Below are 14,691 nucleotides of genomic sequence, written 5' to 3' on the forward strand. Positions count from 1 at the left end.
TATTTCTACTGTCTGCGGCCCATCGGCCGCGCCAGGATGGAATGCGATGAAGCTGTTTCGCGCCGCCGCGGTGGCGGCGATCGCCACCCTTTCGCTCGCCGAGGTCTCCGAGGCCGCGGCCCTGAAGACCGCCGTCTTCGCCGGCGGCTGCTTCTGGTCGACCGAGAAGGCGATGGAGGGTCTGCCCGGCGTGACCAGCGCCGTCTCCGGCTATGCCGGCGGCGCCATGCCGAACCCCACCTACCAGAACCATCGCGGTCATCTCGAAGCGGTGAAGGTCACCTACGACCCGGCCAAGATCAGCTATGCCAAGCTGGTCGACGGCTTCTTCCACCACATCGACCCGACCGACGCCGGCGGCCAGATCTGCGACCGCGGGCCGTCCTACACGACCGCGGTGTTCGTGGCGGACAGCACCGAGACCGCAACCGCCCAGGCGGTGAAGGCGCAGGTCGCCAAGACCCTCGGCAAGCCGGTCGCCACCCGCATCTTGACCGGCGGCAAGTTCTGGCCGGCCGAGGCCTATCACCAGGACTACGCCAAGAAGAATCCCGTCAACTACGAGGCCTATAGCATCGGCTGCGGCCGCGATCGGGCGCTCAAGGCTGTTTGGGGATCGGCTTACCGGTGATCGGATCGCGGGGGGCCGGCGCAAAGCCCTCGGCGATGAACAGCTCGGCCTTGCGCTTGCGTTTGCGGTCCAGCCAGATGCTGACGATCTCCTCGTCCGAGGTGGCGCGGAAGTCGGCCTTCATCTCGTCCAGGAACACCTGCTCCAGGCTGACCGCCAGCACCCGCTTGCCCTCGGCTGCAGCCAGCGGGGCGACCGTCTCGGCCTGGTTCTGCGGATGCGCCTCGCGCACCCACATCTTCAGCGGCGGCTCGCCGTTCTGGCCGAAGTACTCGCGGCCGTAGTAGGCGGCGGCGTTGAACAGGAAGCGGTCGTTGACGGCGATGGCGCTCAGCGTACCGGGCGGCTCGCGCATGGCGCGGTTGGCGATGGACTCGGTCATCTGCTCCCAGCCCTTGGCGCGCTTGAACGCGTTCGACAGCCCCACGCGGTCGGCGAAGCCGGTGTTGAGCACGCAGGCCAGGAACACCGCCGCCACCGCACCCTGCAGCGCCAGCGCCGCGATCAGCCACCCGCGGGCGCGCCAGCGCAGCAGCCAGGCGGCGACCACGATCACGCCGGGAACGTAGCCGGCCCCCGACCAGTTGGCGTTGGCGCGGCTGATGAACGCCTGGCCGGTGACGATCAGGATGGCCGGCAGCGCGAAGCACAGCAGCAGCACGTCGGCCGGCTGCAGTCGGCGGCGGAAGGCCAGCACCGCTGCGCCGCCCAGCAGCACCGCGAATGGGATCGGCCCGAACACCCCGAACTGCGAGGCCAGGAAGTCGCCGAGCTCGGTGAGGTTGAATAGCTGGTGTCCGCTCCAGTTGGCGTTCGCTGCGGTGTGTTGGACGGTCGAGAAGCCGTGCGCCGCGTTCCAAATCAGGTTGGGGGCCAGGATCGCCAGCAGCGCGGCGAGGGCCGCGAGCGCCGAGGTCAGAGTCCAGATCCGGCGGGCGTCGGGCGACAACGCCAGGTGCAGGGCCAGGCCGATCAGTCCGTACACCGCTGCGTACTTGGAGAGGAACGCCAGGCCCAGCGCCGCGCCGAAGCCGGCGGCCAGCCACAGCCGGCGGCGCGTGTCGCCGGCGGGCATCTCGACATAGGCCAGCAGCGCCATGGCCAGGAACATCAGCAGCGGGGCGTCGGTGGCGGCGACCAGCGAGGACAACTGCACCGCCGGCATCAGCAGATAGAGCACCGCGGCGGCGAAGCCGGTGGTCGAATCGTAGAGCCGCCGGCCGATCGCGAACACGCAGAAGGTGGTCACAGCGTGCAGCAGCGGCGCTGAGAACCGGACCCAGGGCTCGGCGTCGCCGCCGATCGAGGTCGTCGCCCAGATCAGCCACGCCACCATCGGTGGTTTGGAATAGTAGCCCCAGTCGAGGGTGCGCGACCAAAGCCAGTACTGGGCTTCGTCGGGATAGAGTTCCAGCGGGGTGGCGAACAGCGCGACCATGCGCACGGCGGTCAGCGCCAGGGTGATCATCAGCACCGCCCGCCAATGGCGTTCGATTCCGTGCGCTGACAGTGGGTTGCTGGCCAAGGTCGCCTCATGGGTCGCGAATGGGCGGAAATTTGCGCGGCCCGGCGTGTCTGTAAAGCGACAGGCGCCGGGTTATTTGGCGTCCGTCACGTCAAGTGACCAAGCCGTCACGATTCCGTCACCCACGGGCGAATTTTCCCGGCTATAGGGACCACCAGGAGTGGGGGGCCTGGACCCTGCGTTCATCCCATTCCCGATGATTAGGGGATCTCAATGCGAATGATGAATAGGCTCGCCGGCGGCGCGGCGCTGACCGCGCTCGTGTGCGCCATGTCCAGCGCGGTGTACGCGCAGGAAACCACTGGCTCGGTGCGTGGTCAGATTACGGACGAAAACGGCGCGGGCGTGGCCGGCGCGACGGTTACGGTGACTCACGTCCCGACCGGCGCCACCTCGACCTCGGTCACCGGCGCCGACGGTTACTTCTCGGCGCGGGGCCTGCGGGTCGGCGGTCCGTACCGCATCGTCGCCACTGCGACGGATTTCGAACGCAGCCAGGCGACTCTGCAGAGCATCGGCGTCGGCGACCCGGCGAACGTCCAGCTCGACATGTTCCGCGCGGGCTCCGCGGCGGTCGAAGAGCTGGTGGTGACCGGCGCGCTGGCCGCGCCGAGCCAGGGCGGCCCGTCGACGAACTTCTCGGCCGCGGCGATCGAATCGCTGCCGTCGATCAGCCGCGACATCAAGGACTTCGCCCGTCTCGACCCGTTCGCGACCATCGACGTCTCGAACCAGGACGCGCTGTCCTTCGCGGGCACCAACACCCGCTTCAACCAGCTGACCGTCAACGGCGTCCGCCAGAACGACGACTTCGGCCTGAACGGCAACGGCTATCCGACGCAGCGTTCGCCCTTCCCGCTGGACGCGGTCGGCGCGGTCAATGTCTCGATCGCGCCCTACAGCCCGATCAACAACGGCTTCACCGGCGGCCAGATCAACGCCGTGCTGAAGTCGGGCGGCAACGATTTCTCGGGCTCGCTTTGGGGTGAGAAGACCGGTCGCGACTTCCAGGGCGACACCATCCGCGGCAAGCCGGCCGGCTCGGCCTTCGAGGAAAAGACCTGGGGCTTCTCGCTCGGCGGTCCGATCATCAAGGACAGGCTGTTCTTCTTCGCGGCCTACGAAAAATTCGACGGCGAACTGGGCTTCGACGAGGGGCCGGTCGGCTCCGGCGCCTCGGTGATCATTCCGCGCATCACGACGGGCGCGGTCGACCAGTTCCAGGCCGACACTCAGCGCATCTATGGCTACGACCCCGGCAACTTCCTGTCCGGCGCCTTCCCGGTCGAGGACGAGAAGAAGCTCGTCAAGATCGACTGGAACATCGCCGACAACCACCGCGCCGAGTTCACCTGGCAGAGCACGTCGGGCAATTCGCTGAACGGCTCGGTCACCTCGACCTTCGCCCAGGGCAACAGCGTCACCCAGCCGCGGATCGGCCTGGAGACCAACGACTACAACAAGATCGAGGAGCTGACGGTCTATACCGCCCAGCTGAACTCGCAGTGGACGGACGCTTTCTCCACCGAGCTGCGCGTCTCGCGCAAGGAAACCGACACCCAGCAGCTGCCGCTCGGCGGCCTGAGCGTCGGCCAGGTCGACGTCACCGTGAACGACATGCCGGGCGTCCTGCCGGGCGCGGGCAACGCCCAGTTCCGCTACGGCGCCGACATCAACCGTCACGACAACTATCTGAACGTGAAGGTCGACACGGTCGAGGCGATCGCCCGCTACCACTACGGCATCCATGACTTCATGGCCGGCGTGCGCAGCGAGCAAGTCGACATGTTCAACGTGTTCGTCGCCAACTCGCTCGGCAGCTACACCTTCTCGAGCTACGCCAACTACCTGAACAAGATCGCGTCAGGCTTCACCCTGACCGGCGGCGTAGATCCGAACGGCGGCACGGTTCCGGCGACCCTCGGCACCGCCCGTCTCGGCGCGGCCACCTTCGGTTATCGCCTGACCAGCGCCTACGCCGAAGATCGCATCCAGATCCTGCCGAACCTCGACGTCCTGGCCGGCTTCCGAATCGACTCGTACTCGATGGACGACATGCCGACCTACAACTCGGCGTTCGAGTCGCGGAACGGCTTCTCCAACCAGCAGAACCTCGACGGCAAGTTCGTCGTGCTGCCGCGGGCGTCGTTCAACTGGTCTCCGACCGATCGTCTGCGCGTCTCCGGCGGCTTTGGTGGCTTCTCGTCGACCGGCCTGAACGTCTGGGTGTCGAACGCCTTCTCGAACAACGGCGTCAACCAGGTCAACGCCAGTTGCACCGGCGCCAACCTGACTAACGTCGATATCACCAAAGCCCCCAACGGCTGCGTCTTTGTCCCGCGCGGCGGCAATACCAACGTCGTCAGCCCGTCGTTCCAGATCCCCGTGACCTGGAAGGGCAATCTGTCGGTCGGCTACGAGTTCGACCTCGGCCGCTTCGGCGACGGCTGGCTGGTCCAGGCCGACTACGTGCGGATGTCGAACCAGAACGCGCTGTACTGGACAGACCTGCGGGCCAAGCAGATCGGCACCGCGCCGGACGGTCGCCCGGTCTACGGTCGCAACACGATCGGCGACACCACCGGCAACTCGTACGACCTGATGCTGGCCAACACCGACAAGGGCGGCTCGGAATCCTACGCGATCACCATCGCCAAGGAGTGGAACGAAGGCTTCCTGGAAGGTCTGGGCGGCAAGTTCATCTACACCCACACCGACTCGACCGACGCCAACCCGATGACCAGCTCGATCGCTCAGTCGAGCTACACCCGGTTCGCCTCGTCGGACGTCCAGAACCCGCCGGCGGCGCGCTCGGACTACGAGATCCGCGAGCGCTTTGCGTTCGACGTTTCGTACGCCCGCAAGTTCTTCGGCGACAACCAGACCTCGATCCGCATGTTCGCGCAAAGCCGCACGGGTCTGCCGTTCAGCTACACCTTCGCGAACAGCGCCACGAGCGGCTTTGACAACGACTTCGGCAACTCGGTTTCGAGCTTCTCGGGTCGCCAGGCCTCGTCGAACGCCCTGCTCTATGTGCCGGCGGCGGCGGGCGGCCAGGTCACCGCGACCTCGGACCCGCGCGTCAACTACGCGGCCGGCTTCGACGTGGCGGCGTTCAACGCTTTCCTGCAGCAGTCGGGCCTGATCGGCTACGCGGGCAAGATCGTGCCGCGGAACGCCTACAACAATCCGGACGTGACCACGGTCGACCTGCGCATCAGCCAGGAACTGCCGGCGTTCTTCCCGAACGGCGCCAAGCTCGAGGTCTACATGGACATCGAGAACCTCGGGAACCTGCTCAACGACGAGTGGGGCATCGTCGAGCAGTACGACTTCTACCGCGGCGTGCCGGTGGTGAATGTCCAGTGCGGAGCGGGCGCTGCCGGCGCCTGCGCGGCTCCGGGCGCGACCTACACCTACTCGGGCACGGGCGTCGGCGGCGCCTTCCAGCAGCCGGTGAAGCCGTTCCTGCGCAGCGAGAACTCGCTGTGGCAGATCAAGATCGGCGCGAAGTACAAGTTCTAAGGCTTCGGGCTTAGAGCCAGATCGGAAGGGGCGGCTCGGCGACGGGCCGCCCTTTTTCTATGCGACGCTTGACGGGGGGGCCGCGCCCGCCCATCTGCGCGCGTTCACTAGATGAAGGCAGCCATGACCGTTCTCGTTCCCGCCGAATGGGCTCCGCACCGCGCCATGTGGCTGGGCTTCCCCAGCCATGACGAGGGCCTCTGGGAGGAATACCTCGCCGACGCTCAGCAGGAGGTCGCCGCGCTGGCCCGCGCCCTGGCCGGCCCGGGCGGGGAACGCGTGCGCCTGATGACCGGCAGCGACGAGGGCGAGGCCGCCGCCCGCCGGATGCTCGGCGACGTCGCCGGAATCGAGATCGTGCCCGGCCGCTTCGGCGACGTCTGGCTGCGCGACACCGGGCCGATCTTCGCCAAGAAGGGCGGCGCCGACGTCGCCCAGGGCTTCCGCTTCAACGGCTGGGGCGGCAAGTACGACTTCCCGCACGACGACGAGGTCGCCGGCCAGATCGCCGCCGCGTCGGGCGTGACGCTGAACCAGCACGACTTCATCCTGGAGGGCGGCGCGGTCGACCACGACGGCGCCGGCACGGTGCTGACCACCGGCCAGTGCGTGCTCAATCCCAATCGCAACGCCGGCTGGACGCAGGCTGCCGCGGAGGCGGCGTTCGCCCAGGCGTTCGGCGCGACCAAGACCATCTGGCTGGGCGAGGGTCTGGCCAACGACCATACCGACGGCCACGTCGACAATCTCGCCCGCTTCGTCGCGCCCGGCGTGGCGGTCTGCCCGATCGGCTTCGGTCGCGGCGACGTGAACCTCGAGGCCTATGACGACGCCGCGCGGCGCCTGGCCGAGGCCACCGACGCCGAGGGCCGCAAGCTGAAGGTCGTGCGGGTTCCTTCGCCCGGCTGGATCGAGGGCGTCGAGGGCAAGGCCGCGCCGGCCAGCCACATGAACTTCATCATCGCCAACGGCGCGGTGATCATGCCGACCTACGGCGAGGGCCAGGCCGCCGACCTGGCGCTGCAGGCGCTGGAAAGCGTGTTCCCCGACCGCAAGGTCATCGGCCTGCCGTCCACCGCCGTCCTCACGGGCGGCGGATCCTTCCACTGCATCACTCAGCAGGAGCCCGCCTGATGGCCCGCACGATCAACGTCGCCGCGATCCAGACCTCCTACGGCATGGACATGGCGGCCAACATCGAGAAGACCAAGGCCTTCATCCGTGAGGCGGCCGCCAAGGGCGCCCAGGTGATCCTGCCGTCGGAGCTGTTCCAGGGCCCGTACTTCTGCGTCACCCAGGAAGAGCACTGGTTCGCGGGCGCCTACCCGTGGCGCGAGCATCCCTGTGTCACCGAGCTGGCTCCGCTGGCGGCGGAGCTCGGCGTCGTGATCCCGGTCTCGATCTTCGAGCGCGAAGGCCCGCACTACTTCAACAGCCTGGTGATGATCGACGCCGACGGCTCGCTGATGGGCGTCTACCGCAAGAGCCACATCCCGGACGGCCCCGGCTACCAGGAGAAGTACTACTTCCGACCGGGCGACACCGGCTTCAAGGTCTGGGACACCCGCTTCGGCAAGATCGGCGTCGGCATCTGCTGGGACCAATGGTACCCCGAGTGCGCCCGCGCCATGGCCCTGCTGGGCGCCGAGATCCTGCTCTATCCGACCGCCATCGGGTCCGAGCCGCACGACCCGACCCTGGACACCGCCCTGCCGTGGCGGCGCGCCATGCAGGGGCATGCGGTCTCCAACGTCATCCCCGTGGTCGGCGCCAACCGCATCGGCTTCGAGCCCTGGGACGGCTATCCGACCGGCGGCCAGGCCTTCTACGGCTCGTCCTTCATCGCCGACCATCGCGGCGACCTGGTTTCCGAGCTGGGGTCGGAGGAGGGCATCGTCCAGGCGACCTTCGATCTGGATTTCCTGGCCACCCACCGCGCCGCCTGGGGCTTCTTCCGCGACCGCCGCACCGATCTCTACGGCGCCCTGGCCGGTCCGCGCCCCGTCTAGCGACGCCGCGTCTGGATCATGTAACCTCGGGCGCATGATCCAGACCGAGCGCCTGATCCTTCGCGCCTACCGCGAAGAGGACCGAGCCGATTTCGCCGCCCTGAACGGCGATCCGCAGGTCGGCGCGTGGCTGGGCGGAACGCTCGACCGCGCCGGCAGCGACGCGCTGCTCGACCGGTTCAACGCCCAGATCGCCGAGCATGGCTGGGGGCCTTGGGCGGTGGAGCGCAAATCCGACGGCCGGCTCATCGGCATGACCGGCCTGGCCTGCGTCAACGAGGCCCTGCCGGTGAGCCCAGCGACCGAGATCGAATGGCGGCTCATTCCGGCGGCGTGGGGGCAGGGTTACGCCAGCGAGGCGGCCCGGGCAGTGCTCGACTGGGCGTTCGCCAACCTCGACCAGGACGAGTTCCTCGCCTTCACCGCCGACACCAACCTGGCCTCGCAGGGCGTGATGCGGAAGATCGGCATGGTCGCCGATCCGGCCCGCGACTTTGATCATCCCAACCTGGCGGCGGACCATCCGCTGAACCGTCACGTCGTCTACGTGGCCCGCCGGTGAGGCTCGAGACCGAGCGTCTGGTCCTGCGCCAGTGGCGCGAGGAGGACCTGGAGCCGTTCGCGGCGATGTCCCGCGATCCGGAGGTCATGCGCTGGCTGGGCGGGGTGCTGACCCGCGAACGCGCCCGCGCCTACATGCAGCGCGCCCACGACGCCTTCGCCCGGCTCGGCATGGGCCGCTATGCGATCGAGCGGCGGTCGGACGGCGCCTTCGTCGGTTCCTGCGGTCTGATGCCGTCGTTCGAGGAGCTGCCGGTCCCGCCGTTCATCGACATGGGATGGCGGCTGAGCCGGCAGGCCTGGGGCCACGGCTATGCGACCGAGGCCGCCGCCGCGGTGCTGCAGGACGGCTTCACCCGCCTGGACCTGCCCGAGATCGACGCCATCACCGCGGCGATCAACCTGCGCTCGCGCGGGGTGATGGAGCGGCTCGGCATGGCTTACGACGCGGAGCTGAGCGACTTTCCCGGCCCCGGGCATGCCGAGGACGATCCGATGCGTCCGACCGTCCTCTATCGGGCGCTGCGACCCTAGGCGGCGCAGCCACCCGGCGCGGTCTTGGCGCGGGCGATCTCGCCGCGGGCCTTCTTCATGTCGGCCTGGAACTGCGGATCGCCGTGCAGCCGCGCGACCATGGCGCTGGCCAGGGTGCGGCCGGCCTCGATGTCGCTGGCGTAGTGCACGCCGCAGATGATTCGGCTCTCGCCGATCTGCTTGCCGACGCCCAGCATGTCGTCGGCCTTGGCCGGGGCCAGCTCGGCCAGGATCAGCGCCCAGGCCCAGCCCGTCATCGAGTGCCCGGAGGGGTAGGAGGCGTTGGTCTTCATCCAGTCCTCGCGCGGGATGCAGATCGGCTTGTCGTCGCCGATCATCGGGCGCGGGCGGTCATAGTGGTCCTTGGCCGGCTTGCCGATCGTGCGCACGTCGAGTTCGACGCGGTGCATGATCTTCAGCGCGGTCGGGGTCTGCTTCTCGTCGATCGAGACGCCCAGCTTGCAGGCGTACTGCTTCAGCGCCCCGCCGCCCCACAGGTCGTTCTCGACGATTGCCTGCTTCCAGCGCGGCGAACCTGCCAGGGCGCGGGTCTCTTCGTAGCGGGCGCGGTCGGCCTGGCCGGTCAGGCTCTGCGGCGCCGGCGGCGGTCCGAGCAGGGCCGCGCCATTGAGGTCGCCCTCGGCGAGATAGCCGGTCAGGTCGGTGGGCAGCGGATTGAGCGGCGCGGCCAGGCTCTCGTCCACGGGCGGCGCGTCGGCGGTCTTGGTGGCGGCGCAGGCCGCGAGGCCGGCGGCCAGGGCCAGGCCGGCGACAATGCTGAAGCTACGGGTCATGGCGACCCTCTAGCGATATTTTCCTCCCCTGCGAAGCGGGGGAGGGGGGCCGCCCGAAGGGGGGGGAGGGGGCTGAGCCGCTAGCTTAGAGCCAGTCTCGCCCCCTCCACCGGCTTCGCCGGTCCCCCTCCCCCATCAATGGGGGAGGAAATCCCTACCGCAGGACCGTCAGGCCGTTCTTGATGACGGTGGCGTTGCGGGCCTTAACCCGGGCTTCGAACGAGATGTTCTTGCCGTCCTTCCAGATGTCCACGGTGATGGTGTCGCCGGGGATCACCGGGGCCGAGAAGCGGGCCTGGTGCGAGTAGATCTGGTCGGGATCGAAGTTCACGACTTCCTGCAGGATCGCGCGGCAGGTGATGCCGTAGGTGCACAGGCCGTGCAGGATCGGCTTGTCGAAGCCGGCCTTCTTGGCGACGTCCGGATCGGAGTGCAGCGGGTTGCGGTCGCCGTTCAGCCGATAGAGCAGGGCCTGGTCGTCGCGGGTGTCGAAGTCGACCGAGATGTCCGGCGCGCGGGTCGGCACCACGTGCGGTTCGGGCGCGCCTTCCGACGGGCCGCCGAAGCCGCCGTCGCCGCGGGCGAAGGTGGAGCTGGTCAGGGTGGCGACCTTTTCGCCCTTGTCGTCCGTCCAGACGGTTTCGTTGAGGATCACCGCGCCCTTGCCCGGGCCCTTGTCATAGGCGCCGACGGTGCGGCCCTGGGCGGTGTAGGTGCCCGTGGCGCTCAGCGGCTTGTGCAGTTCGACCTTCTGCTCGCCATGCACGACCATCAGGAAGTTGATCTGGCTGGGGCGGTGGCCGGCCGGCATCTCCGGAGCCGGGCCCGCTGCGCCGCGCATGCTGGCGGCCAGCACGGTGGCGGCGGTCGGAATCACCTTGAGGTTCTTTTCGTAGACGAAGGCCAGCTCCGTCTCGTTCATCTGGTCGCGGCCCATGCCGACGCCCAGGGCGTAGAGCATCACGTCTTTGTCGCCGTAGGAGAAAGTCCGCGGCGCAGTCTTCTGGTCGAGAATGTCGGGATAAAAGATCGGCAAAATATATCCTCCGGTATGTGGCCTTGGCGGCCTTATCGAATGAGGCGAATTGAAGCGGTTCGGCCCGGCGGAGGCAAGCGGCCTGCGTGCAGGTTTGCGGGCGCCTGTCCGATCAGGTAGAAGCGGCGACTTCGCCCGAGACGGCGCACCAAGCCAAAACAACCGCCCGCTCGCGCAACCCCATCATCGCCCAGGATCATCGAAGGTATTTCATGGCGAACGAAACCCCGACCGGCATGGGTCAGATCACCGGCAACGTGCTTTTCTATTCGACGCCGGAGCCGCTCTCCATCGACCTGCACAGCGGCCTGGGCGTGAAGAGCCTGCCGGGCCCGTTCACCTTCGCCAAAGAAGGTCATGCGGTTCCGCTGACGGTCACCGAGTTCGGCGTCTCGTCGCTCTGCGGCCCGATCATCTTCGTCGGCGACGACAAGATTCCGCTGGCGGTCATGGGCCTGAACCTCGGCCAGAACATGTTCCTGCAGGACAACGGCCTGTTCGAGCCGGGCGTCTACGTCCCGGCCTACATCCGCCGCTATCCGTTCGTCTTCGCCACCGACAACAACGCCGGCCAGATGGTGCTCTGCATCGACCGTTCGGCCGAGTTCATCGTCGATAAGGCCGAAGCCGACATGCTGTTCTTCGACGCCGACGGCAAGCCGACCGAGTACACGCAGAACTGCATCAACTTCTGCAACGACTACGAGATGGAGCGCCAGCGCACCCAGAGCTTCGTCGAGCTGCTGAAGGGCCTGGACCTGTTCGAGACCAAGAAGGCGCTCTTCACCCCGACCAATCCGGACGGCAGCGCCGGCCCGCAGCAGACCATCGCTGAATACTTCGGCGTCTCGGAAGAGAAGCTGAACGCCCTGCCGCACGACAAGTTCATCGAGCTGCGCGACAACGGCGCCCTGGCCCAGATCTACGCCCATCTGGTGTCGCTGGCCGGTTGGGATCGCCTGATCGCGCTGGCCATGGCCCGTGCGCCGCAGGTTCCGGTCCCCGCCAACGCCTAAGGCGCAGGCAAGGCTGAACATCAGAACGGCGGGCCGCGAGGCCCGCCGTTTTCGTTTGGCCTATCGGGCGAAGACGCTGCGGGTCAGGCAGGAGAAGACCAGCCGCCCGTCTTCGTCGAGCAGGTCGTGCTGCGCGATGATGATGCCCTTGCCGTCGCCGACCGGGTCCTTGCCCATCACCGTCATGCGGCCGCGCAGGATCTCGCCGGCCGGCGGGTTGCGCGCCCAGCGCAGGGCGTCGACGCCGAGGCGTTTGGTCTGCGGCCACTCCAGGGCCGAGGCGGCGTCCAGCCGGCACCACAGCGCATAGACCATGGCGTCCGGCGCGCCGCGTTCGGTCGGCCAGCCCGGCGCGAAGGCGGCGATGAAGGCTTCGAGCGCGGCAGGCTCGACCGGGATCTCTCCCAACGAAACCACCTGACCCATTTCGATGTCATCAAATGACGCGGGCACGGTACGCACTCCAGTTCCGGGAAAACGCTGATTCGCCGATCATCGCGCCTGACGATGACAAGTCGAGCTTTTGTGATGGCCCGGGCGGGCCTATGAGGCGGTGATGTCGAGCGGGTGGCTGATCGGAGTGATGATCGAACTGGCGGGGGAGCCTGCGCCCGTGCGCCACTTCTTCGCGGTCGCCCACGAGGACCGCAACAAGGCCGAGTGGACCGCCATCGACCGGGCCATGCTGATCGGCGGCGTCGCGACCAGTCCGGTGAAGGGGCTGGAGCCGGTCCATGTCATCGGTCCGCTGGCCCCGCGCACGGTCAAGACGCTGGCCCTGAAACCCGGCGAAGTGCGGCCGCTCGGCTGGAAATGGCCGCGCCGCTGGCTGGCCCTGGCCGAATAGGCCGGTCGCGACGTCAGCGTCGCTTTGCGCGCGCGCCTTGGCGGGCCATATAGCGGGACGTACCTGAACGGGATGACCGGATGACGCGCCTTCTTGCGAAGCTCCTGGCGGCTTTCACCCTCGTCTGGGCGCTTCCTGCGGCGGCCCAGCCGGTGGACACCGGCCACTTGGTCGCCGAGCTTGTGGCCCGCGATCAGTCGATCGCCCCGGGCGCGACCACCTACGTCGCCCTGCGCCAGAAGATCGACAAGGGCTGGCACACCTACTGGCGCAATTCCGGCGACAGCGGCGAGGCGACGCGCATCGCCTGGACCCTGCCGGGCGGCTGGACCGCCGGCGAGATCGTCTGGCCGGCGCCGACGCGCCAGCCGACCGGGCCGCTGATGAACTACGGCTACAAGGACGAGGTGCTGCTGCCGGTGCCGATCACCGCGCCGGCGACCGCCAAGCCGGGCGAGACCGTCACCCTCAAGGCCCATGCCTCGTTCCTCGTCTGCGAGGAGATCTGCGTCCCCGAGGACGCCGAGCTGACCCTGTCGCTGCCCGTCGCCGAAGGCCTGGCCGAGCCGAACCCCGAGTGGAGCGGCCCGATCGCCAAGGCGCTCGCCAATGCGCCCGCCCCGGCGGGCCTCAACGCCGCCTTCGCCAAGCAGGGGCCGATGCTGGCCCTGGCGATCACCGGCGAGGCCCTGAAGGGCATGGACCTCTCCGACGCCTACTTTTTCCCCTTCGACTCCACGGTCATCGACCACGCCAAGCCGCAGGCCATCGAGCGCGGTCCCGACGGCCTGACCCTGGCGCTGACGCCCGGCTACGCCTTCCAGCAGCCGCAGACCCCAAGCGCCATGACTGGGGTGCTGACCGTCGGCGGAAAGTCCTACGAGATCTCGGCCGCCGAGGGCGCGCTGCCGGCCGGCGCCGCCGGCCTCGGCCCGCCCGCCAAGGCCAGCGGCGGCGCGTCCGGTTCGCTCGGTCTGCCGCTGGCCGCCGCCTTCGCCTTTCTCGGAGGGCTGATCCTCAACCTGATGCCCTGCGTCTTCCCGATCCTGGCGATGAAGGCGGCCTCGCTGGCCGGCCACGCCCATGAGCGCCGCGCCGCCCAGGGGCAGGGGTTGGCCTTCCTGGTCGGCGTGCTGGCGACTTTCCTGGCCCTGGCCCTGGCGCTGATCGCCGTGCGCGCGGGCGGCGCCGCGGTCGGCTGGGGCTTCCAGCTGCAGTCGCCGCCGGTGGTGGCCGGCCTGGCCCTGCTGATGCTGGCCGTAGCGCTGAACCTGTCGGGCGTGTTCGAGGTCGGATCCTCGCTGCAGGGCGTCGGCACGGGACTGGCCGGCAAACGCGGCCTGGCCGGCGCCTTCTTCACGGGCGCACTGGCTGTGGTGGTCGCTGCGCCCTGCACCGCCCCGTTCATGGCCCCGGCGCTGGGCTGGGCCCTGACCCAGAGCGCGCCGGCGGCGCTGACCGTGTTCCTGGCGCTGGGTCTCGGTTTCGCCGCGCCGTTCGCGCTGGCGGCCTTCATCCCCGGCCTGTTGTCGCGCCTGCCCAAGCCGGGGCCCTGGATGGACGGCTTCAAGAAGCTGCTGGCCTTCCCGATGTATGGCGCGGCGGCCTGGCTGGTCTGGGTGCTGACCCTGCAGGCCGGCGACACCGCCCTGGCGCGGATCTTCATGGCCGCGATCGTGCTGGCGCTGGGCGCCTGGCTGCTGGGCGTCGCCCAGCGCCGCCACGCCAATGGCGCTTCGGTGATCGCGCCCGCGGCCGTCGGCGGGGTGCTGGCGCTGGTCGCGGCGCTGGCGGCGGTCTGGCCGAACTACGGCGAGCCGGGCTCCGCGGTCGCTGCGTCCGGCGGCGGCGGCAAGGCCGACGTTCCCTACGAAGCCTATTCGCCCGAGAAGCTCGCCGCCGCCCAGGCGGCCGGCAAGCCGGTGTTCGTCAACTTCACCGCCGCCTGGTGCGTGACCTGCCAGGTCAACGAACGCGTCGCCCTGACCAGCCAGTCGGTCGCCGACGCCTTCAAGGACACCGGCGCTGTCTACCTGAAGGCGGACTGGACACGAAAAGATGCAGAGATCGAGGCCGAACTCGCCAAACACGGGCGCGCCGGGGTTCCGCTCTACCTCGTGTATGGCGCCAAGGGCGGCGACGGCGTTATCCTGCCGCAGATCCTCACCGAAGGCCTCGTCGTCCGGGCTCTGAAGGACGCGCAAGGCCGCTGA

At 68.6% G+C, this 14,691-nt stretch carries 13 protein-coding genes; 9 read left to right on the forward strand and 4 right to left on the reverse strand.

The window, feature by feature from the left end; genetic code table 11:
• Positions 1 to 46 precede the first annotated feature (46 nt).
• Positions 47 to 631 carry a peptide-methionine (S)-S-oxide reductase MsrA gene (gene msrA, locus ACSQ2H_RS01875; protein ID WP_436059779.1) on the forward strand — a complete coding sequence of 195 codons (585 nt, stop codon included), beginning with the start codon at positions 47 to 49 and terminating at the stop codon, positions 629 to 631.
• On the opposite strand, the gene ACSQ2H_RS01880 is transcribed toward msrA, so the two are convergent.
• Entirely contained in the window at positions 600 to 2,156 is a 1,557-nt protein-coding gene (locus ACSQ2H_RS01880; protein ID WP_436059780.1) for an ArnT family glycosyltransferase, read from the reverse strand. The genes msrA and ACSQ2H_RS01880 overlap by 32 nt on opposite strands.
• Positions 2,157 to 2,375: 219 nt before the next feature.
• Between ACSQ2H_RS01880 and ACSQ2H_RS01885 the strand changes: the two genes are divergently transcribed.
• The 5 genes from ACSQ2H_RS01885 (at position 2,376) to ACSQ2H_RS01905 (ending at position 8,785) form a co-directional block, all read left to right on the forward strand.
• Entirely contained in the window at positions 2,376 to 5,681 is a 3,306-nt protein-coding gene (locus ACSQ2H_RS01885; RefSeq protein ID WP_436059781.1) for a carboxypeptidase regulatory-like domain-containing protein, read from the forward strand.
• A 123-nt stretch (positions 5,682 to 5,804) separates the two neighbouring features.
• Positions 5,805 to 6,815: an agmatine deiminase family protein gene (locus ACSQ2H_RS01890; RefSeq protein ID WP_436059782.1), complete on the forward strand. Its 1,011-nt coding sequence runs from the start codon at positions 5,805 to 5,807 to the stop codon at positions 6,813 to 6,815.
• Complete coding sequence (gene aguB / locus ACSQ2H_RS01895; protein ID WP_436059783.1) at positions 6,815 to 7,690, forward strand: N-carbamoylputrescine amidase; 876 nt, start codon at positions 6,815 to 6,817, stop codon at positions 7,688 to 7,690. Before ACSQ2H_RS01890 ends, aguB begins: the two co-directional genes overlap by 1 nt.
• A gap of 34 nt (positions 7,691 to 7,724) precedes the next feature.
• Positions 7,725 to 8,252, forward strand: a complete 528-nt coding sequence (locus tag ACSQ2H_RS01900) for a GNAT family N-acetyltransferase (RefSeq protein ID WP_436059784.1) — start codon at positions 7,725 to 7,727, stop codon at positions 8,250 to 8,252.
• Positions 8,249 to 8,785: a GNAT family N-acetyltransferase gene (locus tag ACSQ2H_RS01905; protein ID WP_436059785.1), complete on the forward strand. Its 537-nt coding sequence runs from the start codon at positions 8,249 to 8,251 to the stop codon at positions 8,783 to 8,785. The genes ACSQ2H_RS01900 and ACSQ2H_RS01905 overlap by 4 nt, the downstream gene beginning before the upstream one ends.
• Here ACSQ2H_RS01905 and ACSQ2H_RS01910 read toward each other — a convergent pair.
• Both ACSQ2H_RS01910 and ACSQ2H_RS01915 read right to left on the reverse strand, forming a co-directional pair.
• The gene (locus tag ACSQ2H_RS01910; RefSeq protein ID WP_436059786.1) at positions 8,782 to 9,579 is read right to left on the reverse strand and encodes an acid phosphatase; all 798 of its coding nucleotides are present in this window, start codon (positions 9,577 to 9,579) and stop codon (positions 8,782 to 8,784) included. The two genes, ACSQ2H_RS01905 and ACSQ2H_RS01910, sit on opposite strands and share 4 nt — an antisense overlap.
• A 154-nt stretch (positions 9,580 to 9,733) precedes the next feature.
• Positions 9,734 to 10,615 (reverse strand): MaoC/PaaZ C-terminal domain-containing protein, encoded by an 882-nt coding sequence (locus ACSQ2H_RS01915; RefSeq protein WP_436059787.1) that lies wholly within the window; start codon positions 10,613 to 10,615, stop codon positions 9,734 to 9,736.
• A gap of 212 nt (positions 10,616 to 10,827) precedes the next feature.
• Between ACSQ2H_RS01915 and ACSQ2H_RS01920 the strand changes: the two genes are divergently transcribed.
• On the forward strand, positions 10,828 to 11,631 hold the full coding sequence (locus ACSQ2H_RS01920; RefSeq protein ID WP_436059788.1) for a SapC family protein: 804 nt from the start codon (positions 10,828 to 10,830) through the stop codon (positions 11,629 to 11,631).
• A 60-nt stretch (positions 11,632 to 11,691) separates the two neighbouring features.
• Here ACSQ2H_RS01920 and ACSQ2H_RS01925 read toward each other — a convergent pair whose 3' ends face one another.
• On the reverse strand, positions 11,692 to 12,084 hold the full coding sequence (locus tag ACSQ2H_RS01925; protein ID WP_436059789.1) for an acyl dehydratase: 393 nt from the start codon (positions 12,082 to 12,084) through the stop codon (positions 11,692 to 11,694).
• 103 nt (positions 12,085 to 12,187) lie between these two features.
• On the opposite strand from ACSQ2H_RS01925, the gene ACSQ2H_RS01930 reads away from it, so the two are divergent.
• Together ACSQ2H_RS01930 and ACSQ2H_RS01935 are read left to right on the forward strand one after the other, a co-directional pair.
• Complete coding sequence (locus ACSQ2H_RS01930; RefSeq protein ID WP_436059790.1) at positions 12,188 to 12,478, forward strand: hypothetical protein; 291 nt, start codon at positions 12,188 to 12,190, stop codon at positions 12,476 to 12,478.
• An 80-nt stretch (positions 12,479 to 12,558) separates the two neighbouring features.
• Positions 12,559 to 14,691 carry a protein-disulfide reductase DsbD family protein gene (locus tag ACSQ2H_RS01935; protein WP_436059791.1) on the forward strand — a complete coding sequence of 711 codons (2,133 nt, stop codon included), beginning with the start codon at positions 12,559 to 12,561 and terminating at the stop codon, positions 14,689 to 14,691.

Source organism: Phenylobacterium sp. LjRoot97, assembly GCF_964254345.1.
GTDB lineage: Bacteria > Pseudomonadota > Alphaproteobacteria > Caulobacterales > Caulobacteraceae > Phenylobacterium.

Excerpts from the sequence above, each read along its gene's own strand:
- msrA (WP_436059779.1), top strand. The coding sequence starts at position 47 with ATGAAGCTGTTTCGCGCCGCCGCGGTGGCGGCGATCGCCACCCTTTCG.
- ACSQ2H_RS01885 (WP_436059781.1), top strand. The coding sequence starts at position 2,376 with ATGATGAATAGGCTCGCCGGCGGCGCGGCGCTGACCGCGCTCGTGTGC.
- ACSQ2H_RS01890 (WP_436059782.1), top strand. The coding sequence starts at position 5,805 with ATGACCGTTCTCGTTCCCGCCGAATGGGCTCCGCACCGCGCCATGTGG.
- aguB (WP_436059783.1), top strand. The coding sequence starts at position 6,815 with ATGGCCCGCACGATCAACGTCGCCGCGATCCAGACCTCCTACGGCATG.
- ACSQ2H_RS01900 (WP_436059784.1), top strand. The coding sequence starts at position 7,725 with ATGATCCAGACCGAGCGCCTGATCCTTCGCGCCTACCGCGAAGAGGAC.
- ACSQ2H_RS01910 (WP_436059786.1), bottom strand. The coding sequence starts at position 9,579 with ATGACCCGTAGCTTCAGCATTGTCGCCGGCCTGGCCCTGGCCGCCGGC.
- ACSQ2H_RS01920 (WP_436059788.1), top strand. The coding sequence starts at position 10,828 with ATGGCGAACGAAACCCCGACCGGCATGGGTCAGATCACCGGCAACGTG.
- ACSQ2H_RS01930 (WP_436059790.1), top strand. The coding sequence starts at position 12,188 with ATGTCGAGCGGGTGGCTGATCGGAGTGATGATCGAACTGGCGGGGGAG.
- ACSQ2H_RS01935 (WP_436059791.1), top strand. The coding sequence starts at position 12,559 with ATGACGCGCCTTCTTGCGAAGCTCCTGGCGGCTTTCACCCTCGTCTGG.